The following is a 21,591-nucleotide window of genomic DNA, read 5'->3' as shown; positions in this document are numbered from 1 at the left end:
AGCCCCCCAAACCCCCTCGTACCTCGTGTACCTGGGGGTTTGGGCTTTCTGGGGATCTATCTCATTTTTTTTGGATAGCGGTTATGCGTTTAACACAAGGTGACCATCCATTCGCAATGCACCATTGTGTTCGAGTTCCCCCAAGAGCTGACGAAGCCATTGACTCTGCAAAGCCGGCTCTCTCGAAGGCATGGCATTCTGCAGATACGGCGTGTTCAGTGCCCACGCGAACAGCTCTTCGTATTCAATTCGCTGCCATTCAAGCAGCCGGAATTTGATCAGCACCTTTTGTGCATGACGCAGATGACGGTCAGGGTTCGACCTGAACTGTTGAAGTCTGCTGCGGGCACGCTCCAACGCCTCTGGAACATCCTGAAAGACCGGGCCATGACCGGGGACCACAGTGCTGGGGTCCAATGCCTCTATCAAATCCAAGGTTTCACCGACTTCGTCGAAGGCCGATTGACCTTCCAGTTCTGGAAAAACGACACCGAAGCCGTTCTGCCACAGGGCATCTGCTGACAGGAGCAGGCGGTTTTCTGGTTGGAACAAGACGATGGAATGGGGGTCGTGTCCTTTTGCACCGTGTACATGCCAGACCTCGGTGCCCAGGCGCAGCGATGTCCCTGGGATCAGGAGTCCATCGTGAACAAAACGGGGGCAATGCTGGCCGGTGGGGGCGTAGGTCAGCCGCTCTTCGTCCCAATCCGTGACAGCCGAAGCCAGTCCTGGGGGGATGAATGTCTCTAAGGCGGGAAACATGGCCTTCAGCGCAGCATTGCCCCCGCAGTGATCGCTGTGCAGGTGGGTGTTGAGCAGCAGGTCCAGGCGCTGTGACCCCAGTGCCCGTGAAACCAAGGCGGTGGTTTGGGCTGCATGGCTGCCATAGCCGGAGTCCACCAGGGCTGTCGGGCCTTCACCCTGGATCAGAGCGTTGTTTGCCGAGAGCCAACCCCGTTCGAATACGGTGACGCCGGCTCGGGCCAGGACATCATGGGCGGCTGAAAGCGTCATCTGGCTGATCTCAAACCGGTCCGCGGAGCGCGCGTCGCAGGATCTTTCCCACGTTCGACTTGGGGAGGTCGTCGCGGAACTCGATGTGTTTGGGGCGCTTGTAGCCCGTGAGGTTGTCGTGGCAGAAGCGGGCCACGTCCTCTTCGCTCAGTGTCGGGTCGTTGCGCACGACAAACACCTTGACCGCCTCGCCTTGTTTGACGTCCTCGATACCGATCACCGCGCACTCCAACACCCCCGGGCACAGCGAAATCACATTTTCGAGTTCGCTGGGGAAAACGTTGAACCCCGACACCAGGATCATGTCCTTCTTGCGGTCCACGATGCGCGTGAACCCCCGATCGTCCATGATGCCGACGTCCCCTGTTCGCATGAATCCGTCCGCCGTGAAGGCCCTGGCGGATTCTTCCACCTGCTGGTGGTACCCGCTCATCACATTGGGCCCGCGAACACAGATCTCACCCGAAGTGCCGATCGGCAGACTGTGGCCCTCGTCGTCCTTGATAGCCACATCGATGCCCGGTAGGGGAAGACCGATGGTGCCGCTGAAGTGACGGTGGGTGACCGGATTGTTGGTGCCGATCGCACAGGTCTCACTCATGCCCCAGCCTTCGGTCATGGGACATCCCGTGACCGCGAGCCACTGTCGGGCCGTGCCTTCGGCCGCTGCCATGCCCCCTGCTTGTGACAAAGCCAGGCTGGAGAAGTCGAGTTGGCGGAACTGCGGATCTTGCAGCAGCGCGTTGAAGAGGGTGTTGACCGCTGGCAGCAAATGAAAGGGGCGGCGCTTGAGCGTGGCCACCAGCGCGGGAATGTCGCGCGGGTTGGGGATCAGCGTCATGTGGGCGCCCCACCGGACAGCGAGCAGGCTCAGCGTGAGTGCGAAGATGTGATACAGCGGCAAGGCGGTGATGCCATTGATGTCCCGAACGTCGCCGACCTTGGTCAGCGCGGGCTTGAACCAGGCTTCCGCCTGCAGGATCGCGGCGATCACGTTGCGGTGGGTCAGCACCGCACCTTTGGACAAACCGGTCGTGCCACCGGTGTATTGCATGAAGGCCACGCTGTCGTGCTGTGCCGCGCTGGGCTTGAGCGGCAGGTCGCCGCCCGCCTTCACCGCCTCACGAAAACTGACGATGGTTCGAGGGCCCAGCGAGCCAGTGTTGGCCAGCTTGTACGCTGGCACCATCTTGGCGAGGTGCCGCACGGCGAAGCTGATCCACTGGCCGTACCAGAACCCGAGCATGTCCCCCAGGCTGGCCACCACAACGTGTTTCACGCCCGTGTGATCGATCACTTCTTCCAGCGTGGAGGCGAAGTTCTCGAGGATGACGATGGCCTCGGCGCCGGAGTCCTTGAGCTGGTGCTCCAGCTCGCGCGCGGTGTACAGCGGGTTGACGTTGACCACGGTATGGCCCGCGCGCAGGATGGCCGTCATGGCCACCATGAACTGCGGCACATTGGGCAGCATCACCGCGACCCGCGCACCCGGCGCCATGCCGCGCGCTTGCAGCCAGGCGCCCAGCGCAGCGCTGTGGGCATCCAGTTCTCCGTAGGTCATCCAGCGCTCCATGCACACGGTCACCGGGCGCTGGGCGTTCTTGCGCATCGACTCTTCGAGCAGCGCCACGAGAGACCGGTACTGCGTGGGATCGACGTCATGGGGCACCCCGTCGGGGTAGTGTGCCAGCCAGGGCCGCTGGGGGAGGGTGTTCGGGTTTGCTCGGTCCATCGGGGCATTTTGACGGCGAGTGCCCGCGCGCCACTCAGGGGCAGCCCTAGGGGCCTGTCGCTCAAAGCTCAGATGCGGGCAAGCTCACGCTCCAGCGCCTGCACACAGGCGGGCCGTGTGGCATCGAACAAGGTATCAAGCCAACGCCGCTCCCGATCGGCAATGGTGGTGAGAAAGGCTTGCGCGTCGCCCAACGTCTCGAAGGCGGTGAAGCCGCTTTCCAGGAACTGCTGCAGGGCCGACAGCCCAGCGGCCTGCGCGGGTCGCCGCATCATGCGCAAGGCCAGCAGCAGCGACTTGCTGCGGGTGTGCTTTTGAAGCTCCTGGCCCATGTGCTGCACCACCGCCAGTTGCCGTTCCCTTTCCGTCCTTTGACCCGTCAGGCGCCAGCTTCGCACGTAACGCTCGGGCGCAGCGATGCCGTCGCCGAGCGCCAGCCAATGCCCGGCCATCTGGTGGTCCAGGGCTTCGGTGAGGGCGTGCATCTCGGCCAGGTCGACCGCCAGGGTGGACAAGGCCGGTGGAAAGATCCGTTCCAGCGCGCCGGCGATGCGGGCAAACTGCGCATCACGCTCTTCGAAATCGTGCTCCCCGTACAGCTCTTCCAGGAAAAACCGGGTCGCGGGCGCCCGCCGCGGATCGTCCATGAAATCGACATAGGTGGCGCGAAACCGCCGAGCCTGCAGGTGTTTGACGGCTTGCACCGCCGCAACCAGCCCGTTGCATTGGGCCTGCCCCCTGAGTTCGGTCACGCGCGCGAGGTGCGCCCGGATGTGCTGCGCTGCGTGGTTGGACTCGCTCATGGTGCTGGCAGTCTAGTGGCGGCCGGCACCATGGGCCTAGAGGGCCTGCTCTAGGTCGCCACGCTGCGGTGGCGCCCGTCGCCGTGCGATAGTGTCCGAATGACACCTCCCTTGCCTGCCATCCCCACACCCACGCACCGCTCGTCACGCCTTGCGCGCCTGCAGCAAAGCACCGTTGTGCTGACGGCGTTCTTGGTGGCCGTGTGGCTGGCCTGGTTCTGGAACGGGCCAGGTGCCGTGGCGGCGGTGGGGGTGTTGCTGCTGGTGTTTGGTTATGCGCTGGTGCTGGCGCTGGAGTTCGTGGCGGTGCACCGGGTCAACCGAAGCGACGCCGTGGCAGCAGCGGGCCGCCTGACGCTCGCGCGGGCGTGGTGGCAGGAGGTGCGTGTGGCCCTCCAGGTGTTTTCGTGGCGGCAACCGTTTCTCTGGCGCCGGTGTCCCGACGAAGCCGTGCCGCCCGCGCCGGGGCAGACCGCGGTGGTGCTGGTGCATGGGTTTGTCTGCAACCGCGGGCTCTGGTTGCCCTGGATGCGCGAGCTGTTGCGCCGGGGAATGCCCTACACCTCGGTGAATCTGGAGCCCGTCTTTGGATCGATCGATGACTACATCCCGTTGCTCGACGACGCGGTGCGGCGTGCCCAGGCGCTGACCGGCCGGCCACCCGTGCTGGTGTGTCACAGCATGGGCGGCCTGGCGGCGCGGGCCTGGTGCGCGGCCACGCCCGACGCCCATGCGCGGGTGCGCCAGGTGATCACCATCGGCTCACCGCACCACGGCACCTGGCTGGGGCGGTTCAGCCGCGTGCCCAACGGCCGGCAAATGCGCCAGCAAGGGGCCTGGCTGGTCGACCTGCAGTCGCGCGAAGCCGCGTTGACGCCGGCGAACCCCTATGCCCGTTTCACCTGCTGGTACTCCAACGCCGACAACATCGTGTTCCCGGCGTCCACCGCCATGCTCCCGGGGGCGGACAACCGCCACGTGCCCGGCGTGGCCCATGTCGCGCTGGCGTTTCATCCCCGCGTGATGGCAGAAACGCTCGCCTGGGTGGCGTCGGCGCGCGACGCCGACACGCCGGGTCGGGAAGCGACCCGGCGGCCGCTCAGGCCTTGAGCACGCCGCGCTTCACCTGGTCCAGCTCCATGGTTTCGAACAGCGCCTTGAAGTTGCCCTCGCCGAAGCCCTGGTTGCCCTTGCGCTGGATGAACTCGAAGAAGATCGGGCCGAGCTGGTTCTCGCTGAAGATCTGCAGCAGCAGCTCGCCCGGCAGGCCGTCCACCAGGATGTTGCGCTGTTTGAGCGCCTCGACGTCCTCACCGTGGTTCGGGATGCGCTTGTCCAGCAGCTCGTAGTAGGTTTCGCTGGTGTTCAGCAGCTTCACGCCCTGCAGCTCCAGCGCGTCCACCGTGTCCGGCAGGTTGGTCGAAGCCAGCGCGATGTGCTGGATGCCCTCGCCCTGGTAGCGGTCCAGGTACTCCTGGATCTGACCGGCCTTCTCGTTGCCTTCTTCGTTGATCGGGATGCGGATCTTGCCGCAGGGGCTGGTCATCGCCTTGCTCTTGATGCCCGTCTGCTGGCCTTCCAGATCGAAGTAACGGACCTCGCGGAAGTTGAAGATGCGCTCGTAGAAACCGGCCCACTCGGCCATGCGGCCCCGGTGCACGTTGTGCGTGAGGTGGTCGATGAGGGTGAGGCCATGGCCCACCGGCGACAGCTCCGCGCCGGGCAGTGGGTAGAAATCGACGTCGTAGAAACCGATGTTGCCGATGTCGCCGTCTTTCGCGCCGTTCTTGCCGCGCCAGCGGTCGATGAAATAGATGATGGAGTCGCCGATGCCCTTGATGGCCGGGATGTTCAGCTCGCCCGGGCCGGCGTTGTGGGCGTAGCCCCAGGCACCGAGGGCGATGGCCCGCTCGTAGGCCGCTTTGGCGTCCTGCACGCGGAAGGCAATGGCGCAGACGCTGGGGCCGTGCTGGCGGGCGAAGCGCTGCGCGAAGCTGTCGGGCTCGGCGTTGATGATGAAGTTGATCTCGCCCTGGCGGTACAGCGTCACGGCCTTGTGGCGGTGGCGGGCCACGGGCTTGAAGCCCATGCGCTCGAACAGCGCACCCATGGCGGCCGGATCGGGCGCGGCGTATTCGATGAACTCGAACCCGTCGGTGCCCATGGGGTTCTCCCAGGGGGTGGCGGGAGCGGCGGCGGGCAATGGGGCATTCATGTGAAGGTGTCTCCGTGTGTGGTTGGCGCGATCCGCCACTGTATCGGCGCAAGCCCTCACGATTCCGGCGTTTTGGGGCGCTGGACTTGGAGGGTCTGCAGCTTTCCTGCAAAATTCCGCGAATGCAGACACTCGACAAGCTCGATCGGCAAATCCTGCGCAGCCTTCAGGCCGACGGACGTGCCACCTACGACCAGATCGCCGAAGGCGTGGGCCTGTCGCCCAGCGCCGTGCTGCGCCGCGTCAAGCGGCTGGAGGACAGCGGCGTGATCGACCGCTACGTGGCGCTGGTCAGGCCCGAAGCCGTGGGGCTGGGGCTCACGGCCTATGTGAACGTGCGGCTGGAAAAACACGCGGACAGCAACAAACGCAACCCCATGGACCTGTTCCGCGCCAGCGTGCTGAGCTGGCCGGAGGTGGTGGAGTGCGCGGCGCTCACGGGCGAGATGGACTTCCAACTGCGCCTGATGGTCGCCGACATGGCCGCGTACTCGCGTTTCATGATGGACACCCTGCTCAAGCACCCCAGCGTGCAGGACTGCAAGACCAGCTTCGTCATGGACCGGGTGAAAAGCACCACCGCCTTGCCCGTGTGAGGCCCGTTCGTCGGCCACATTGTTGTGCTGCCGCTGAGTGGGCGACACATGGCGGACATATGTCACCCGCTCATCGGGTTTCTCCGGGCTTTAGGGCGCTGCATCCTTGTCGATACAGGGAAAACCCTTATATTTCCTGCCATGTCTCACACCGCCACCCCGTCCCATGCCCCCTCTGCGAGCGGCGGCGATGCGCTGCCGGTGTCGGCGGAGCGCCTCCACCGCCCCGACCCCCGGTCGGCCGGGAGCTCGGTGGTGCCCATCCGCTCCATGGGGCGCGGGCATCTGCTTCGCATCAGCGCCCACCTGCTGGCGCTGGACCCGCACGACCGCTACCTGCGCTTCGGGTACTCGGCCAACGACGAGCAGATCCAGCGCTACGTGGACCAGCTCAACTTCGAGCGGGACGAGCTGTTCGGCATCTTCAACCGCAAGCTGGAGCTGATCGCCATGGCGCACCTCGCCTTTTCGGTCGATCCCCAGTGCGCCAGCTGCGCCGAATTCGGCGTGTCGGTGTCGAAGCCGGCGCGCGGTCGGGGGTATGGCAGCCGGCTGTTCGAGCGCGCGGTGATGCACTCGCGCAACGAGGGCGTGAACCAGCTGTTCATCCACGCCCTGTCTGAAAACACCGCGATGCTCAAGATCGCGCGCACGGCCGGCGCGGCGATCGTGCGCGACGGTCCCGAGAGCGAGGCCCATCTGCGCCTGCCGCCCGCCGACTTCGACTCGCGCGTCACCGAGCTGTTCAACGAGCAGGTGGCCATCACCGACTACCACCTCAAGGCGCAGGCCAAACATTTCTGGGACGCGCTCGGCCTTCTGCAGGAAATCCGCCAGGGCGTGCGCGAGTCGCGGGAGAAAGCGAGATAACCCCCTGCGCCGCTCACGCGGCGTCCCCCTTGAAAGGGGGATCAGGCCAGTGGCCCGGCCAAGCCGGTTCCATGGCGTGTGCTGGTGACTCGGCCCGTGATATGGCGCATGGTGGCCCACGGCCTGCGCTTGCGGTATCCTTTGCCGCTGTTTCAACCATCCCCTCTTCCCAGTGGCCGACTCCCCTCCCAGTACGGGGCCGCAGCGCAGCCTGCGGCATGAAGACAAACGTGGTTTCCTGCAAAAGCTCGCGGAGTTCATTCACCCCGGGCCGGATTCCAAGGACGAGTTGATCGAAACCCTCGCCGAAGCCGAGGACAACGACATCATCAACGCCGAATCGCGCGTCATGCTCGAAGGCGTGATCCGCATCGCCGACATGACGGCCGGCGACGTGATGGTGGCGGCACCGCGCATGGACGTGCTCGACATCCACGCCCCGTTCGACGAGCTGCTGCACCAGGTGATCGGCACCGCGCACTCGCGCTTCCCGGTGTACGAAGGCGAGCGCGAAAACATCATCGGCATCCTGTTGGCCAAGGACCTGCTCAAGCTGCAGCGAGCGCCCGAACTCAACATCCGAGCCCTGCTGCGCCCGGCCACCTTCGTGCCCGAGAGCAAGGGCCTCAACGACCTGCTGCGGGAGTTCCGCGGCAACCGCAACCACCTCGCCATCGTGATCGACGAGTTCGGCCGCGTGGCCGGCCTGATCACCATCGAGGACGTGCTGGAAGAGATCGTCGGCGAGATCGAGGACGAGTTCGACGTGGTCGAGGACGACGGCGACATCTTTGCCCTGGCCGACAGCACCTGGCGCGTCAGCGGCGACACCTCTGTCGAGCGCATCAACGAGTCGTTCGGCCTGCAGCTCGAGGTCAACGACTTCGACACCATCGGCGGCCTCATCGCCCACACCATGGGCCACGTGCCCAAGCGCGGCGAGGTGCACGAGATGGACGGTCTGCGCTTTGTGGTGCTGCACACCAAGGGCGGCGCGGTGAAATGGTTCAAGGTCATGCCGATGCCTTTGGGCGCCTGACCCCTGCAGCAGCGCCGGCCCCCATGCGCAGCCTTTTCGGCAACCTGCACACCCCTTCGAGCTTTTCGCCTTTGACGGGCCGGCCCCCGGGCCGTTCCGCGCGCGGCGGCGGCGTGTTCTGGTTCGTGATCGGTGTCCTGGCTGGCGGTCTGCAGGCCGCGTCGCTGGCCTGGCCGTGGCACGGCTGGCGCCTGCCGGGCATCGAACCGGGCCAGGCCAGCGGCTGGCTGCAGATCGCCTCGCTCGCGCTGCTGGTCTTGTCGTTGCGCCGTGCGCACCGGGTGGGGCAGGCGGTCTGGCGGGGCTGGGTGTTCGCCACCGTCTGGCTGGCCGGGAGCTTCTGGTGGCTGTACGTCTCGATGCACACCTACGGCGGGCTCGCGGCCTGGATGGCGGTGCTCGCGGTTTTCGCGCTGGCCGGCGCGCTGGCGCTGATCTACGCCGTGGCGGCCGGGGCGTTGTGCGCCTGGGCGCCGCGCGCGCGCTGGCTGCAGGCCCTGGTGTTCGCGGCGCTCTGGACCCTGGCCGAGCTGGCCCGAGGGCGCTGGTTCACCGGGTTTCCCTGGGGCGCCGGTGGTTATGCGCAGGTGGACCTGATGGCGGCCTGGGCGCCCTGGGTCGGCGTGTACGGCATGGGTGCGATCGCGGCGTTGCTGGCGTATGCGCTGGCGCTGACCGTGGCGGCTGTCTGGTCGCGGCTGGTGCTCTGGGCGCTGCCGCCGACGCGGCGCCTGGGCGCCCCGAAGGCCGTGCCCTGGTTTGAGCGCCACGGTGGTGGGGTGTCGGTGCTGGGCGGGTTGCTGGCGGCGGTGGCGCTGGGGGCGTTGCTGGCGAGCGTGCTCGCCGGTGACCGCTGGCGCGACCTGGGCCGGCGTGGCACCGCCGCCAGTGGCGAGATGAAGGTCTGGCTGCTGCAGGGCAACATCCCGCAGAACGAAAAATTCGAGTCCGGCACCGGCATCGCCACCGCGCTGGGCTGGTACCCGGCCCAGGTGGCCGAAGCAGCGCAGGCGCAACGGCGCGGCACCGGACCCGACCTCGTGGTGGCGCCCGAGACCGCCATCCCGTTGCTGCCCCAGCAACTGAACGCCGAATTCTGGGAACCGCTGTTTGCCTCGCTGCAGAACTCGGCCGCCGGCGCGTCGCCCGGCCTGGGGCTGCTGGTGGGCATCCCGCTGGGATCTTACGAAGCGGGTTACACCAACTCGGCCTGGGCCATGACCCCGGCGGCGCTCAAGGACCGCGCGGGCGCGTTCCCGGGCGAGCGCTTCTACCGCTACAGCAAGCAGCACCTGGTGCCGTTCGGCGAGTTCATCCCGCCCCTGTTCCGCTGGTTCACCAACCTGATGCACATCCCGCTGGGCGATTTCGCGCGCGGCGCCTTGCCCCAGCCGGCCTGGGCCTGGGCCGGCCAGCGCATCGCGCCCAACATCTGCTACGAAGACCTGTTCGGCGAGGAGCTGGCGCAATCGTTCGCCGACACGGCGGGCGCGCCCACCGTGCTCATCAACCTCAGCAACATCGGCTGGTTCGGCGACACCGTGGCCATCGACCAGCACCTGCAGATCTCCCGCCTGCGCGCGCTGGAGCTGGGCCGCCCCATGCTGCGCGCCACCAACACCGGCGCCACCGCCGTGATCGACCACACCGGCCGCGTCACCCACCAGCTGCCCCGCCTCACCCGCGACCGACTGGAGGCCACGGTACAAGGCCGGACCGGGCGCACGCCCTACGCGGCCTGGGCGTCGCGCTGGGGTCTGTGGCCCGTCTGGGGCGTGTGCGGGGCGGTGCTCTTGCTGGCGGCGCTCGCCCGATCCATGGCGCGCCGTGCGCCCGCGCGCCGCACCGCCTGAAGCGGGCAGGCTGGCCCGTAAAATCGATGGTTCCGCGCGATCGCCCATCCGGGCAAGCCGCCGCCCCTGTACACCGCTGATCACCCGCCGGCTTCAGTCTCCGGCACCCGACCATGTTGACCTTCCAGCAAATCATCCTGACCCTGCAGTCCTATTGGGACAAGCAAGGCTGCGCCCTGCTCCAGCCCTACGACATGGAGGTCGGCGCCGGCACCAGCCACACCGCCACCTTCCTGCGCGCGCTCGGCCCCGAGCCCTGGAAGGCCGCCTACGTGCAGCCCAGCCGCCGCCCCAAGGACGGCCGCTACGGCGAAAACCCCAACCGCTATCAGCAGTACTACCAGTACCAGGTGGTGCTCAAGCCGGCGCCGGCCAACATCCTGGAGCTCTACCTGGGCTCGCTCGAAGCGCTGGGCTTCGATCTGAAGAAGAACGACATCCGCTTTGTCGAGGACGACTGGGAGAACCCGACGCTGGGCGCCTGGGGCCTGGGCTGGGAGGTCTGGCTCAACGGCATGGAGGTGACGCAGTTCACCTACTTCCAGCAGGTCGGCGGCATCGACTGCAAGCCCGCCACCGGCGAAATCACCTATGGCCTGGAGCGCCTGGCGATGTACATCCAGGGCGCTGAAAACTTCAAGGATCTCATCTGGACCGATGGGCTCACCTACGGGGATGTGTACCTCCAGAACGAAGTGGAACAGTCGGCCTACAACTTCGAGCACAGCGACGCCGACTTCCTGTTCACCGCCTTCGGTGCGCACGAGAAGCAGGCCAAGCACCTGATCGAACAGCAGCTGGCGCTGCCGGCGTACGAGCAGGTGCTCAAGTGCGCGCACAGCTTCAACCTGCTGGACGCGCGCGGCGCCATCAGCGTGACCGAGCGTGCCGCCTACATCGGCCGCATCCGCAACCTCGCGCGCGCCGTGGCCCAGAGCTACTACGAGAGCCGCGAGCGCCTGGGCTTCCCCATGGCACCGCGCGAGTGGGTGGCACAGATCGAAAAGAAAGTTGCTTGAGACCGCGAGAACAAGAATGACAAACAAGAACCTCCTCGTCGAACTGTTTGTGGAAGAGCTGCCGCCCAAGGCGCTCAAGAAGCTGGGTGACGCGTTTGCCGGCGTGCTGGCCGAGCAACTCAAGGCCCAGGGCCTGGCTGCTGCCGATGCGGCGGTGACGCCCTTCGCCTCGCCGCGCCGCCTGGCCGCGCACGTGACCGGTGTGGCCGCCAAGGCCGCCGACAAGGCCGTGTCCCAAAAGCTGATGCCGGTCAGCGTCGGTCTGGACGCCAGCGGCGCCCCCACGCCCGCGCTGCTCAAGCGTCTGGCCGGTCTGGGCGCCGACGCCTCGGCTGTGGCCGGCCTCAAGCGCGCCATGGACGGCAAGGCCGAAGCCCTGTTTTTCGACAGTGTGCAGCCAGGTGTCGATCTTGCCGAAGGGCTGCAGAAGGCGCTCCATGAGGCCATCGCCAAGCTGCCCATCCCCAAGGTCATGAGCTACCAGCTCGAAACCGATTGCGAGCTGCCGGGTTGGACCAGCGTGAACTTCGTGCGCCCCGCGCACGGCCTGGTGGCGCTGCACGGCGCCGACGTGGTGCCGGTCAAGGCCCTGGGCCTGAAGGCCGGCAACGCGACCCACGGCCACCGCTTCGAAGCGGCTGTCGATCCGGTGGTGCTGGTCGACGCCGACGCCTATGCCGCCACGCTGGCGAAAGATGGCGCGGTGATCGCCTCGTTCGCCGAGCGCAAGGCCGAGATCGCGCGCCAGCTGGCCGCGGCGGCCGCTCAGGTGGGCGGCGGCTGCCAGCCGATCGACGACGACGCGCTGCTCGATGAAGTGACCGCGCTGGTCGAGCGCCCGAACGTGCTGACCTGTGAGTTCGAGACCGAATTCCTCGGCGTGCCGCAGGAGTGCCTGATCCTCACGATGAAGGCCAACCAGAAGTACTTCCCGCTGCTGGACGCGCAGGGCAAGCTGACCAACCGTTTCCTGGTGGTCAGCAACATCAGCCCGGACGACGCGAGCGCCGTGATCGGCGGCAACGAGCGCGTGGTGCGCCCGCGCCTGGCCGACGCCAAGTTCTTCTTCGACCAGGACCGCAAGAAGACGCTGGCCTCGCGCGTCGAAGGCCTGGGCAAGGTGGTCTATCACAACAAGCTGGGCACGCAGGGCGAGCGCACGGAGCGGGTGCGCGCCATCGCGCGTGCCATCGGCCAACAGCTTGGTGGTGATGTGCTGGCGAAGAGCGCCGACACTGCCGCGCAGCTCGCCAAGACCGACCTGCTCACCGACATGGTGGGCGAGTTCCCCGAGCTGCAGGGCATCATGGGCGGCTACTACGCGCGCCACGACGGCCTGTCCGACGACATCGCCTTCGCGATCGAAGACCACTACAAGCCGCGCTTCGCCGGCGACGAACTGCCGCGCACCCAGACGGGTGTGGTCGTGGCGCTGGCCGACAAGCTGGAAACGCTGGTCGGCATGTTCGGCATCGGTAACCTGCCGACCGGCGACAAGGACCCGTTCGCGCTGCGCCGCCACGCGCTGGGCGTGATCCGCATGCTGGTCGAGAAGGACCTGCCGCTGGAACTGACCGCGCTGCTGTCGGCCAGCGTGCCCGCGTTTGGCGACAAGATCGGCGACGCGACCCCGGCCCTGGGCGACTTCATCTACGACCGCCTGGCCGGTGGCTTGCGTGAGCAGGGCGCCAGCGCGCAGGAAGTGGACGCCGTGCTGGCCCTGCGCCCGCAGCGCCTGGCCGACGTGGCCCAGCGCCTGCAGGCCGTGCGTGCGTTCGCTGCGCTGCCCGAAGCGCCCGCGCTGGCCGCCGCCAACAAGCGCATCGGCAACATCCTCAAGAAGTCCGAAGGCGAGGGCGCCGCGGTCAACCCGGCGCTGTTCGTGGAACCGGCCGAGAAAGACCTCTACGCCGCCATGCAGGCCACCGTGCCCGCCGCCAACGCCCAGTTCGACGCGGGCGACCACACGGGCAGCCTGCAGGCCCTGGCCGCGCTGCGCACGCCGGTGGACGCCTTCTTCGACGGTGTCATGGTCAACGCCGACGATGCCGCGCTCAAGGCCAACCGCCTGGGGCTGCTGAAGTCGCTGCACGACGCCATGAACCGCGTGGCCGACCTGTCGCGTCTCGCCGCCTGACCGCACGATCAGGCCATCCCGGAACCTCCGAAGGAGCACCGCATGAAACTGCTGGTCCTTGACCGCGACGGCACGCTCAACCGCAGCCGCGACGACTACGTGGCCTCGGCCGACGAGTGGGAGGCGCTGCCCGGTGCGCTGGAGGCCGTGGCGCGGCTCAACCAGGGCGGCTGGCGCGTGGTGATCGCCACCAACCAGTCGGGTCTGGGACGGGGCCTGTTTGACGTGGCCTCGCTCAACGCCATCCACGCCAAGATGCACCGCCAACTGGCGGCGGCCGGCGGGCGCATCGAGGCGGTGTTCTTCTGCCCGCACGCGCCCGAAGACGCCTGCCACTGCCGCAAGCCCGAGCCCGGGCTGTTCGAGCAGATCGGGGACCGCTTCGGTGTGCTGCTGGACGAGGTGCCGGTGGCCGGCAACGCGCTGCGCCATGTGCAGGCCGGTGCCACGGCGGGCTGCCCGCCCCACCTGCTGCTGACCGGCAAGTCCGAGTACCTGCGCGGTCTGGCGGACGGCGACGGCGTGTTGAGCGAGCCGGTCCCCGGCTTGCCCGAGGGCACGCGCCTGCACGAGGACCTGAGTGCTTTTGCCGACTGGCTGCTCTCGCAGCCCGAGGCCACAACCTGACCCTTCTCTCATGATCCTGATCAACCTGTTGCGTTCGGTATTGCACCTGCTGTTCATGGCTGTCACCGTGGTGCCGTGGGCGCTGGCGGTGGTGATCGTCGCGCCCCTGCTCAACAGCACGCAGATCTACTGGATGTGCGCGCGCTGGCTCAAGCTGGCGGTGGACGGCGGCACCGTCATCCTGGGCATCCGCAACCAGGTGATCGGCTTCGAGAATCTGCCGGTGGGCAGCAAGGCGCCGGCGGTGCTGCTGGTGAAGCACCAGTCGCTTTGGGAGACCTTCAGCATGGCGGCGCTGATGCCGCACCCGCTGGCCTTCGTGTTCAAGAAGGAGCTGCTGCGGGTGCCGTTTTTCGGCTGGGCCATGGCGCGCATGGACATGATCCACATCGACCGCGCCGATGGCGCGCGCGCCTTCGTGAAGGTGGTGCAGCAGGGCCAGCGGCTGCTGGACCAGGGCACCTGGGTCATCATGTTCCCTGAGGGCACGCGCATCGACCGGGGGCAGAAGGGCACCTACAAGAGCGGTGGCACCCGTCTGGCGATCCGCACCGGCGCGCCCGTGATCCCGGTGGCCGTGACCTCGGCCAAGTGCTGGCCGCGCAAGGCCTTCATCAAGAAGCCGGGCACGGTCGAAATATCGATCGGCAAGCCGATTCCCAGCGCTGGCCGTCAGCCGGACGAGCTGATGCAGGAAGTCGAGGACTGGATCGAGGCCGAGATGCGGCGCCTCGACCCCGAGGCGTATACATGACCACCCCCGCCGCGCTTCGCGCGACCCCCTCAAGGGGGCGATGCGAGTGGCCCGGCGGAGCCGGGTCCACCGCATCCTGGGTTCGGCTGCTTCGCTCCGGTGGGGGCTGAGTCCATGCAGCGCTTTGTGCAGCTGGCGCTGGATTTCATCGTGGGGCCGGAGCCGGTGGTTGCCCTGCCAGCGCCTGCGCCGCACGCTCGTGCTCCGGAGCCCGATGCCCCGCCCGCCGAACCTTTGAATCAGGTCTTCCAGCCCGGCACCTGGCACCACCCCCGGGCCAACCGGCTGTTGCGGCTGAGCGGTTGTGAGGTGGCTTACGAGTTCAAGCGCGGCAAACGCCGCACCATCGGCCTGTCGGTGAGCCACGAGGGGCTGACAGTGAGTGCGCCGCGCTGGACGCCGCTGGGTGAGGTGGAGGCGCTGCTGAACCAGAAGTCGGGCTGGGTGCTGGAGAAGCTGCAGCAGGCGCGCGAACGCGCGGGTGAGCTCGCGCGCTCGCGCACCATGTGGGCCGACGGCGCCGAGTTCGATTTCCTGGGGCAGCGTGTGCGCCTGCAGCTGGACCCGGCGCACGGCTTTTCCCAGGTGGGCGCGGTGCTGGAGCCCGGCGCCGAGGGCGGGCAGGCCACGCTGAAACTCGGGCTGGCGCGCAACGCGAACGAGGGGCAGATCCGCGACGCCGCGCAGGCCTGGCTGATGAAACAGGCCAAGCGCGTGTTCGCCGAACGGCTGGCGGTGTTCGCGCCGCAGCTGGGTGTGGGCTACAAGGTTCTGCGCCTGTCCAGCGCCGGCACACGCTGGGGCAGCGCCAGCGTAGACGGCACCATCCGCCTCAACTGGCGGCTGATCCACCTCAAGATGGACATGATCGACTACGTGGTGGTGCACGAGCTCAGCCACCTGCGCCACATGGACCACAGCCCGCAGTTCTGGGACGTGGTCGCGAGAGTGATGCCCGACCACCTTGAGCGCCGGAAGGCGCTCAAGCAGTCGGCGGTGCCGCTGGGCGAGTGATCTGGCGCCAGGTCACTGCGGAACCGGCTTTGCCGGGCCGCTGGTGACGCCCCTAAAGGGGTGACGCCGAAGGCGGCGCGGGGGGTGCCGAAAACCGGTACACCCCCGAGGCATCGCGCTCGCGCCGCACCAGGCCGCCGAACCACAGCCGGTGCAGGTGCGCCACCGCCTCGCCCATGGCGAAGGTGGTCTGGTGCAGGTCCAGCGGGCGCTTGAACAGCACGGGGATCGCGTCCGCGCCGCTGCAGGGCTGCTCGCGGCAAGCGTCGAGCAGCTCGTCCAGGCGCTCGGCGTGGTGCTCTTGCAGTTGCCGGATGCGCTCGTGCAGACCGGTGAACGGTTTGCCGTGCGAGGGCAGCACCAGCGTGGCCTCGGGCAGGGGCAGGAACTTCTCCAGCGAGTCCAGGAACAGCGTGAGCGCGTCGCTCTCTGGCTCCATGTCGTACACGCTCACGTTGGTGCTGATGCGTGGCAGCACCATGTCGCCGCTGATCAGCACCCGCAGTTCGTCGCAGTACAGCGCGATGTGTTCCGGCGCGTGGCCGTGGCCGTTGATGCAGCGCCAGCCGCGTCCGCCGATGGCCACAGTCTGGCCATCCATCAGGCGGCGGTAGCGGGCGGGAACCGCTGGCACCATGCCCGGGTAGTAGCTGGCGCGGCCGCGGATCTGTTCCAGGCTGTCGGCGTCGGTCATGCCGTGCGTCGCAAAAAAATCGGCCGCGCTGGCGCCGCCGAAACCGCTGGTGCTCTGCGAGGCGAGGCGGGCCGAGAGGTGGTCCGTCGCGCTGATCCACAACCTGCACGACCACCGTTCACACAGCCAGTGCGCCAGCCCGATGTGGTCCGGGTGCATGTGCGTCACGATCACGCGCAGGATGGGCAGTCCTTCCAGCTCGTTCGCGAAGATCTGTTCCCACTGCGCCCGGGCTTCATCCCGCGAAATGCAGCAGTCCACCACCGTCCAGCCCTCGCGCCCATCCTGCGTGTCGCGCAGCAGCCAGAGGTTGATGTGGTCGAGCGCGAACGGCAGCGCCATGCGGATCCACTTCACGCCCGGCGCCACGGTGAGCGTGTGGCCGGTGTCGGGCAGCGCGTCGCCCAGCGGGTAGTGCAGGCGGGCTTCGAGCTGCTCTCGGGTGGGGGGATTCATGCGGGGGTGGATTCCGTTAAGATGCCGACGACTGACGTTGACGTAAACGTCAAGATGCAGTGCATTCTACGGAGCGGGGCTCCGATCTGCTGTCCGTTACCCGACAAGGCCTTCACCGTTCCATGGCGAGCAACCCGACCTACACCATCAGCGATCTGGCGCGCGAGTTCGACCTGACCACGCGTGCCATCCGCTTCTACGAAGACATGGGCCTGCTGCAACCGCAGCGCGAAGGCCCGGGCGGGCGCAACCGGGTCTACAGCGCGCGCGACCGTACCCGCCTGAAGCTCACGCTGCGCGCCAAGCGCCTGGGGCTTTCGCTCACCGAGGCCAAGGACATCATCCAGATGTACGACAGCCCGCGCGACACCGGGCCGCAGCTGCGCAAGTTCCTCAGCATCCTGGCCGGGCACAAGCGGCAGATCGAAGACCAGCTGGCCGATCTGACGGCCAACCTCGACGAGGTCAAGGTGCACGAGAAGGAAGCCCGGGCACTGCTGGCCAAGCTGGACAAGGCCCCCCGGCTCGACAAGGCCTAAACTGCGCGCTCGCGCCGCTGCCGCGCCGGCAGCATCCCTTTGTTCTGGAGTTCCCATGGCCCTGATCGCCAGCGTCGTCGTCGTGCTCGTTGCACTCTTGCACCTCTACTTTCTCGTGCTGGAAATGTTCCTCTGGGACCAGCCAGCGGGCCTCAAGGCCTTCGGCAACACGCCGGAGAAAGCCGCCCTCACCAAGGTGCTCGCGGCCAACCAGGGGCTGTACAACGGCTTCCTGGCGGCGGGCCTGCTCTGGGGTCTGTGGCTTGGTCCCGAAGGTTTTGGCGTGAAGGTGTTTTTCCTGCTCTGCGTGCTGGTCGCCGGGTTGTACGGCGCGGCCACCGCGAGCCGCAAGATCCTGTTCGTGCAGGCGCTGCCGGCGGCCGTCGGGCTGGTGCTCGTGTTCCTGTCCCGCCCGGCCTGAGCGGTGACGGCGTCAGTCGCTGCCGTCTGACGCCGGGTCTCTGACCCACACCACCTTGCCCTGGCCGGCATCGTTGATGCGCGCCACCAGCGCGTGGGCGTGGGCCTCGGGCAGTTGCAGGGTCACGGCCACGCCCTCGCCGTGCCGGGCGTCCAGCAGGCTCGCACCGTGCGCGTCGAGCTCCCGCCGCAGCCAGCCTTCCAGCGCGTACGGCAACACACAGCGCAGCGTGGTGTGCCGGATCACGGCGACCTTCTCGGCCTTCAACAGGGCCTGGGCCACGCTGTCGGTGTAGGCACGCACCAGGCCGCCCGCGCCCAGTGGCGTGCCACCGTAGTACCGCACCACGGTGGCGAGCACACCTTCCAGGTCCTGGTGCCGCAGCACCTCCAGCATGGGCCGACCGGCCGTGCCGCCGGGCTCGCCGTCGTCGTTCGCCGCGGAATGGCCGCCCGCCATCAGCGCCCAGCACACGTGCGTGGCGCCCGGGTGTTCGGCGCGCAACGCCGCCACGCGGGCCAGCGCCGCCGCGCGGTCGGGCACGGTTTCAACGCAGCCGATGAAGCGGCTTTTCTTGATCACCAGTTCGCTGTGGACCGGGGCTTGCAGGGCGTAGGGCATGGGGCTGGAAGCATACCGGTGGAGGCGCGGGTTCTCCCGGGCTTGCGGGTCGCCGGTGGCATGGGTCATAATTGACGTTTACGTAAACGTCAATTGAATGCTGCCATGACCGAGCCCGTGAATCCGAACGACGCCTTGCGCCAGCGCGTGCAGTCCAGCCTGGAGCGACAGGGCATGATGGTGCAGCTGGGCGTGCGCCTGCTGGCCGTGGCGCCCGGCACCGTCACGCTGGCGCTGCCGTATTCCGACCGCGTGACGCAGCAGCAGGGCGGCTTCCACGGCGGTGCCATGGGCGCGCTGGCCGACATCGCGGGCGGCTACGCCGCGCTCACGGTCGCGCCCGAGGGCATGGAGGTCACCACCGTGGAGTACAAGATCAACTTCCTCGCGGCCTTTCAGTGCGGCGAGCTGCAGGCCACGGGCCGCGTGACCAAGGCCGGCAAACGCATCTCCGTCACCACCGCCGAGGTGGTGCATGTGGCGGCCGACGGCAAGCGTTCGGACTGCGCCGTGATGCAGCAGACGCTGGTGCCGGTGCCCAAAACCTACTGAACCCATTCGATCAAACCCCAGGAGACCCCCATGAACAACCTGCCAGGCCTCAACTTCCAGCTCGGTGAAGACATCGACGCGCTGCGCGACGCGGTGCGCGAATTCGCCCAGGCCGAGATCGCCCCGCGCGCCGCCGAGATCGACAAGACCGACCAGTTCCCGATGGACTGCTGGCGCAAGATGGGCGAGCTGGGCGTGCTGGGCATCACCGTGCCCGAGCAGTACGGTGGCGCCAACATGGGTTACCTCGCGCACATGGTGGCCATGGAAGAGATCAGCCGCGCCAGCGCCTCGGTGGGCCTGTCCTATGGCGCCCACAGCAACCTGTGCGTGAACCAGATCAACCGCAACGGCACCGACGCGCAGAAGGCCAAGTACCTGCCCAAGCTGATCAGCGGCGAACACGTGGGCGCGCTCGCCATGAGCGAGCCCGGCGCCGGTTCGGACGTCATCAGCATGAAGCTGAAGGCCGAAGACAAAGGCGGCTATTACCTGCTCAACGGCAACAAGATGTGGATCACCAACGGCCCCGACGCCGACACCCTGGTGGTCTACGCCAAGAGCGAGCCCGAGATGGGCGCGCGCGGCGTCACCGCCTTCCTGATCGAGAAGGGCATGCCCGGTTTCAGTATCGCGCAGAAGCTCGACAAGCTGGGCATGCGCGGCAGCCACACCGGCGAACTGGTGTTCCAGAACGTCGAGGTGCCTGCGGAGAACATCCTGGGCGGCCTGAACATGGGCGCCAAGGTGCTGATGAGCGGTCTGGACTACGAACGCGCCGTGCTCACCGGCGGGCCGCTGGGCATCATGCAGTCGGTGATGGACAACGTGATCCCCTACATCCACGACCGCAAGCAGTTTGGCCAGAGCATCGGCGAGTTCCAGCTGATCCAGGGCAAGGTGGCCGACATGTACACCGTGCTGCAGGCCGCGCGTAGCTTCGCCTACACCGTGGCCAAGAACCTCGACCTGCTGGGCACCGACCACGTGCGCCAGGTGCGCAAGGACTGCGCCTCGGTCATCCTCTGGACGGCCGAGAAGGCGACCTGGATGGCGGGCGAAGGCGTGCAGATCTACGGCGGCAACGGCTACATCAACGAGTACCCGCTGGGCCGTTTGTGGCGCGACGCCAAGCTGTACGAGATCGGTGCCGGCACCTCGGAAATCCGCCGCATGCTGATCGGCCGCGAGCTGTTTGCCGAGACCTGCTGAACCACCGGGTGAAACGGCCTTGCCCGACAATGGACGCGCTGTTCAACCACTTCTGATCGCCTCATGAGCTCTTCGCTGCAAGACCTGTTTGACCACAACCGCGAATGGGCTGCGGCCATGGTTCGCGAGAAGCCCACCTTCTTCACCGACCTGCTGGCCCAGCAGAGCCCGCAGTACATGTGGATCGGCTGCTCCGACAGCCGCGTGCCGGCGAACCAGATCACCGGCCTGGACCCGGGCGAGGTGTTCGTGCACCGCAACGTGGCCAACGTGGTGGTGCCCACCGACCTGAACTGCCTGTCCACCATCCAGTTCGCGGTGGACCAGCTGAAGGTGAAGCACCTGATGGTGGTGGGCCACTACGGCTGCGGCGGCGTGAAGGCCGCGCTGAACGACACCCGCGTGGGGCTGGCCGACAACTGGCTGCGCCACATCAAGGACGTGCGCGATCGCCACGCCGCGCTCATCGCGGCCACCGCCGAGGACTTCCGGGTCGAGGTGCTGTGCGAGCTCAACGCCATCGAGCAGGTGATGAACGTGGCCCAGACCACCGTGGTGCAGGACGCCTGGAGCCGCGGCCAGGCGCTCACGCTGCACGCCTGGGTGTACGCCCTGAGCGACGGTTTGCTGCGCGACATGCTGATGACGGTGGACGGCCCTGGTGGTCTGGACGCGATTTACAGAGCCGCGCTGGCGGGTGTGACGGCCAAGCGCCGGGACGCCTCGATCTGACGCATCGAGCGCCGTCGCCATGTTCCCGCAACGGCTCGATTCGACCGTGGCCTACGCCATCGCCAAGGCGATGATGGACGGCTTCAACCGCCACTACCGGCTGTTCCGCACCGAATCGGCCCGTGCCAAACACCGCTTTGAAACGCGCGACTGGCGCGGCCAGCAACGCGCGCAGCGCGAGCGCATCGAGTTCTACGACCTGCGCGTGAACGAGTGCGTGATGCGCCTGCACAAGGAGTTCAAGGCCGAGCAGCAGCCGATGGACGTGTGGGAGCAGGTCAAGCTGCACTACATCGGCCTGCTGGTGAACCAACACCAGCCCGAGCTGGCCGAGACCTTCTTCAACTCGGTCTGCACCAAGATCCTGCAGCGAGCGTACTTCCAGAACGACTTCATCTTCGTGCGCCCGGCGGTCTCCACCGAGTACATCGAAAACGAGGAGCCGCAGGCCGCGCCCACCTACCGCTGTTACTACCCGACCGCCGACAGCATGGAGGGCGAGGTCCTGCGCATGCTGCAGGACTTCGGTCTGCGCGTGCCCTTCGAAGACCAGGCGCGCGATGCGCGGCTGGTGCTGAGCGCCATGAAGCCGCACTTCGACCACGTGAAGCTGCGCGCCAACTTCCAGTTCCAGGTGCTCTCGGGCCTGTTCTTCCGCAACAAGGGCGCCTACGTGGTGGGCAAGATCATC

At 67.2% G+C, this 21,591-nt stretch carries 22 protein-coding genes; 16 read left to right on the top strand and 6 right to left on the bottom strand.

What is annotated here, in order from left to right; translation table 11 throughout:
- Positions 1–81: 81 nt before the first annotated feature.
- From IV088_RS22025 to IV088_RS22015, 3 genes are all read right to left on the bottom strand, one after another.
- Positions 82–1,014 carry an MBL fold metallo-hydrolase gene (locus IV088_RS22025; RefSeq protein WP_291106222.1) on the bottom strand — a complete coding sequence of 311 codons (933 nt, stop codon included), beginning with the start codon at positions 1,012–1,014 and terminating at the stop codon, positions 82–84.
- A gap of 10 nt (positions 1,015–1,024) precedes the next feature.
- Positions 1,025–2,746, bottom strand: coding sequence for an AMP-binding protein (locus IV088_RS22020; RefSeq protein WP_291106218.1), 1,722 nt, complete (start codon positions 2,744–2,746; stop codon positions 1,025–1,027).
- A 68-nt stretch (positions 2,747–2,814) separates the two neighbouring features.
- Positions 2,815–3,549: a hypothetical protein gene (locus IV088_RS22015; RefSeq protein ID WP_291106216.1), complete on the bottom strand. Its 735-nt coding sequence runs from the start codon at positions 3,547–3,549 to the stop codon at positions 2,815–2,817.
- 99 nt (positions 3,550–3,648) lie between these two features.
- Between IV088_RS22015 and IV088_RS22010 the strand changes: the two genes are divergently transcribed.
- The gene (locus tag IV088_RS22010; protein WP_291106213.1) at positions 3,649–4,659 is read left to right on the top strand and encodes an alpha/beta fold hydrolase; all 1,011 of its coding nucleotides are present in this window, start codon (positions 3,649–3,651) and stop codon (positions 4,657–4,659) included.
- Here IV088_RS22010 and hppD read toward each other — a convergent pair.
- Positions 4,649–5,764, bottom strand: coding sequence for a 4-hydroxyphenylpyruvate dioxygenase (gene hppD, locus IV088_RS22005; protein ID WP_291106211.1), 1,116 nt, complete (start codon positions 5,762–5,764; stop codon positions 4,649–4,651). The two genes, IV088_RS22010 and hppD, sit on opposite strands and share 11 nt — an antisense overlap.
- A 122-nt stretch (positions 5,765–5,886) precedes the next feature.
- Between hppD and IV088_RS22000 the strand changes: the two genes are divergently transcribed.
- From IV088_RS22000 to IV088_RS21960, 9 genes are all read left to right on the top strand, one after another.
- Positions 5,887–6,360 (top strand): Lrp/AsnC family transcriptional regulator, encoded by a 474-nt coding sequence (locus tag IV088_RS22000; RefSeq protein WP_291106209.1) that lies wholly within the window; start codon positions 5,887–5,889, stop codon positions 6,358–6,360.
- Positions 6,361–6,630: 270 nt separating this feature from the next.
- Positions 6,631–7,230, top strand: a complete 600-nt coding sequence (locus IV088_RS21995) for a GNAT family N-acetyltransferase (protein WP_291106227.1) — start codon at positions 6,631–6,633, stop codon at positions 7,228–7,230.
- Between the two features lie 172 nt (positions 7,231–7,402).
- Positions 7,403–8,269, top strand: coding sequence for an HlyC/CorC family transporter (locus IV088_RS21990; protein WP_291106206.1), 867 nt, complete (start codon positions 7,403–7,405; stop codon positions 8,267–8,269).
- 23 nt (positions 8,270–8,292) lie between these two features.
- On the top strand, positions 8,293–10,122 hold the full coding sequence (gene lnt, locus IV088_RS21985; RefSeq protein ID WP_291106204.1) for an apolipoprotein N-acyltransferase: 1,830 nt from the start codon (positions 8,293–8,295) through the stop codon (positions 10,120–10,122).
- A gap of 113 nt (positions 10,123–10,235) precedes the next feature.
- Positions 10,236–11,141, top strand: a complete 906-nt coding sequence (gene glyQ / locus IV088_RS21980) for a glycine--tRNA ligase subunit alpha (protein WP_291106202.1) — start codon at positions 10,236–10,238, stop codon at positions 11,139–11,141.
- Between the two features lie 16 nt (positions 11,142–11,157).
- Positions 11,158–13,278, top strand: a complete 2,121-nt coding sequence (gene glyS / locus IV088_RS21975; protein WP_291106199.1) for a glycine--tRNA ligase subunit beta — start codon at positions 11,158–11,160, stop codon at positions 13,276–13,278.
- Between the two features lie 42 nt (positions 13,279–13,320).
- Positions 13,321–13,905: a D-glycero-beta-D-manno-heptose 1,7-bisphosphate 7-phosphatase gene (gene gmhB, locus IV088_RS21970; RefSeq protein ID WP_291106197.1), complete on the top strand. Its 585-nt coding sequence runs from the start codon at positions 13,321–13,323 to the stop codon at positions 13,903–13,905.
- 19 nt (positions 13,906–13,924) lie between these two features.
- Positions 13,925–14,659, top strand: coding sequence for a lysophospholipid acyltransferase family protein (locus tag IV088_RS21965; protein WP_291106226.1), 735 nt, complete (start codon positions 13,925–13,927; stop codon positions 14,657–14,659).
- A gap of 114 nt (positions 14,660–14,773) precedes the next feature.
- Positions 14,774–15,673, top strand: a complete 900-nt coding sequence (locus IV088_RS21960) for a SprT family zinc-dependent metalloprotease (protein WP_291106194.1) — start codon at positions 14,774–14,776, stop codon at positions 15,671–15,673.
- Positions 15,674–15,725: 52 nt separating this feature from the next.
- Here IV088_RS21960 and IV088_RS21955 read toward each other — a convergent pair whose 3' ends face one another.
- Positions 15,726–16,823 carry an MBL fold metallo-hydrolase gene (locus tag IV088_RS21955; RefSeq protein ID WP_291106192.1) on the bottom strand — a complete coding sequence of 366 codons (1,098 nt, stop codon included), beginning with the start codon at positions 16,821–16,823 and terminating at the stop codon, positions 15,726–15,728.
- Positions 16,824–16,945: 122 nt separating this feature from the next.
- Between IV088_RS21955 and IV088_RS21950 the strand changes: the two genes are divergently transcribed.
- Positions 16,946–17,362 (top strand): MerR family DNA-binding transcriptional regulator, encoded by a 417-nt coding sequence (locus IV088_RS21950; RefSeq protein WP_291106190.1) that lies wholly within the window; start codon positions 16,946–16,948, stop codon positions 17,360–17,362.
- A 55-nt stretch (positions 17,363–17,417) separates the two neighbouring features.
- Positions 17,418–17,783 carry a DUF1304 domain-containing protein gene (locus IV088_RS21945; protein ID WP_291106188.1) on the top strand — a complete coding sequence of 122 codons (366 nt, stop codon included), beginning with the start codon at positions 17,418–17,420 and terminating at the stop codon, positions 17,781–17,783.
- A gap of 12 nt (positions 17,784–17,795) precedes the next feature.
- On the opposite strand, the gene IV088_RS21940 is transcribed toward IV088_RS21945, so the two are convergent.
- Positions 17,796–18,404 carry a YigZ family protein gene (locus IV088_RS21940; RefSeq protein ID WP_291106224.1) on the bottom strand — a complete coding sequence of 203 codons (609 nt, stop codon included), beginning with the start codon at positions 18,402–18,404 and terminating at the stop codon, positions 17,796–17,798.
- A gap of 105 nt (positions 18,405–18,509) precedes the next feature.
- Here IV088_RS21940 and IV088_RS21935 point away from each other — a divergent pair, with 105 nt between their 5' ends.
- The 4 genes from IV088_RS21935 to IV088_RS21920 form a co-directional block, all read left to right on the top strand.
- A complete protein-coding gene (locus IV088_RS21935) occupies positions 18,510–18,956 on the top strand; it encodes a PaaI family thioesterase (protein WP_291106186.1) in 447 nt (148 codons plus the stop codon).
- Between the two features lie 30 nt (positions 18,957–18,986).
- Complete coding sequence (locus tag IV088_RS21930) at positions 18,987–20,168, top strand: isovaleryl-CoA dehydrogenase (RefSeq protein ID WP_291106185.1); 1,182 nt, start codon at positions 18,987–18,989, stop codon at positions 20,166–20,168.
- 63 nt (positions 20,169–20,231) lie between these two features.
- A complete protein-coding gene (can, locus tag IV088_RS21925; RefSeq protein WP_291106183.1) occupies positions 20,232–20,900 on the top strand; it encodes a carbonate dehydratase in 669 nt (222 codons plus the stop codon).
- A 19-nt stretch (positions 20,901–20,919) separates the two neighbouring features.
- Positions 20,920–21,591: isocitrate dehydrogenase kinase/phosphatase AceK regulatory subunit (locus IV088_RS21920; protein WP_291106181.1), on the top strand; the 672-nt coding region annotated here is incomplete at its 3' end.

This window comes from Hydrogenophaga sp. (genome assembly GCF_018780075.1).
Classification (GTDB): domain Bacteria; phylum Pseudomonadota; class Gammaproteobacteria; order Burkholderiales; family Burkholderiaceae_C; genus Hydrogenophaga.
The sequence above is the reverse complement of the archived record's forward strand: the minus strand, read 5'-3'. Positions and strand labels throughout refer to the sequence as shown.

Excerpts from the sequence above, each read along its gene's own strand:
- glyS (WP_291106199.1), top strand. The coding sequence starts at position 11,158 with ATGACAAACAAGAACCTCCTCGTCGAACTGTTTGTGGAAGAGCTGCCG.
- IV088_RS21955 (WP_291106192.1), bottom strand. The coding sequence starts at position 16,823 with ATGAATCCCCCCACCCGAGAGCAGCTCGAAGCCCGCCTGCACTACCCG.
- IV088_RS22000 (WP_291106209.1), top strand. The coding sequence starts at position 5,887 with ATGCAGACACTCGACAAGCTCGATCGGCAAATCCTGCGCAGCCTTCAG.
- glyQ (WP_291106202.1), top strand. The coding sequence starts at position 10,236 with ATGTTGACCTTCCAGCAAATCATCCTGACCCTGCAGTCCTATTGGGAC.
- IV088_RS21945 (WP_291106188.1), top strand. The coding sequence starts at position 17,418 with ATGGCCCTGATCGCCAGCGTCGTCGTCGTGCTCGTTGCACTCTTGCAC.
- lnt (WP_291106204.1), top strand. The coding sequence starts at position 8,293 with ATGCGCAGCCTTTTCGGCAACCTGCACACCCCTTCGAGCTTTTCGCCT.
- IV088_RS21930 (WP_291106185.1), top strand. The coding sequence starts at position 18,987 with ATGAACAACCTGCCAGGCCTCAACTTCCAGCTCGGTGAAGACATCGAC.
- IV088_RS22015 (WP_291106216.1), bottom strand. The coding sequence starts at position 3,549 with ATGAGCGAGTCCAACCACGCAGCGCAGCACATCCGGGCGCACCTCGCG.
- IV088_RS22025 (WP_291106222.1), bottom strand. The coding sequence starts at position 1,014 with ATGACGCTTTCAGCCGCCCATGATGTCCTGGCCCGAGCCGGCGTCACC.
- IV088_RS22010 (WP_291106213.1), top strand. The coding sequence starts at position 3,649 with ATGACACCTCCCTTGCCTGCCATCCCCACACCCACGCACCGCTCGTCA.
- IV088_RS21940 (WP_291106224.1), bottom strand. The coding sequence starts at position 18,404 with ATGCCCTACGCCCTGCAAGCCCCGGTCCACAGCGAACTGGTGATCAAG.
- IV088_RS21935 (WP_291106186.1), top strand. The coding sequence starts at position 18,510 with ATGACCGAGCCCGTGAATCCGAACGACGCCTTGCGCCAGCGCGTGCAG.
- gmhB (WP_291106197.1), top strand. The coding sequence starts at position 13,321 with ATGAAACTGCTGGTCCTTGACCGCGACGGCACGCTCAACCGCAGCCGC.
- IV088_RS21960 (WP_291106194.1), top strand. The coding sequence starts at position 14,774 with ATGCAGCGCTTTGTGCAGCTGGCGCTGGATTTCATCGTGGGGCCGGAG.
- IV088_RS22020 (WP_291106218.1), bottom strand. The coding sequence starts at position 2,746 with ATGGACCGAGCAAACCCGAACACCCTCCCCCAGCGGCCCTGGCTGGCA.
- IV088_RS21950 (WP_291106190.1), top strand. The coding sequence starts at position 16,946 with ATGGCGAGCAACCCGACCTACACCATCAGCGATCTGGCGCGCGAGTTC.
- IV088_RS21995 (WP_291106227.1), top strand. The coding sequence starts at position 6,631 with ATGGGGCGCGGGCATCTGCTTCGCATCAGCGCCCACCTGCTGGCGCTG.
- hppD (WP_291106211.1), bottom strand. The coding sequence starts at position 5,764 with ATGAATGCCCCATTGCCCGCCGCCGCTCCCGCCACCCCCTGGGAGAAC.
- can (WP_291106183.1), top strand. The coding sequence starts at position 20,232 with ATGAGCTCTTCGCTGCAAGACCTGTTTGACCACAACCGCGAATGGGCT.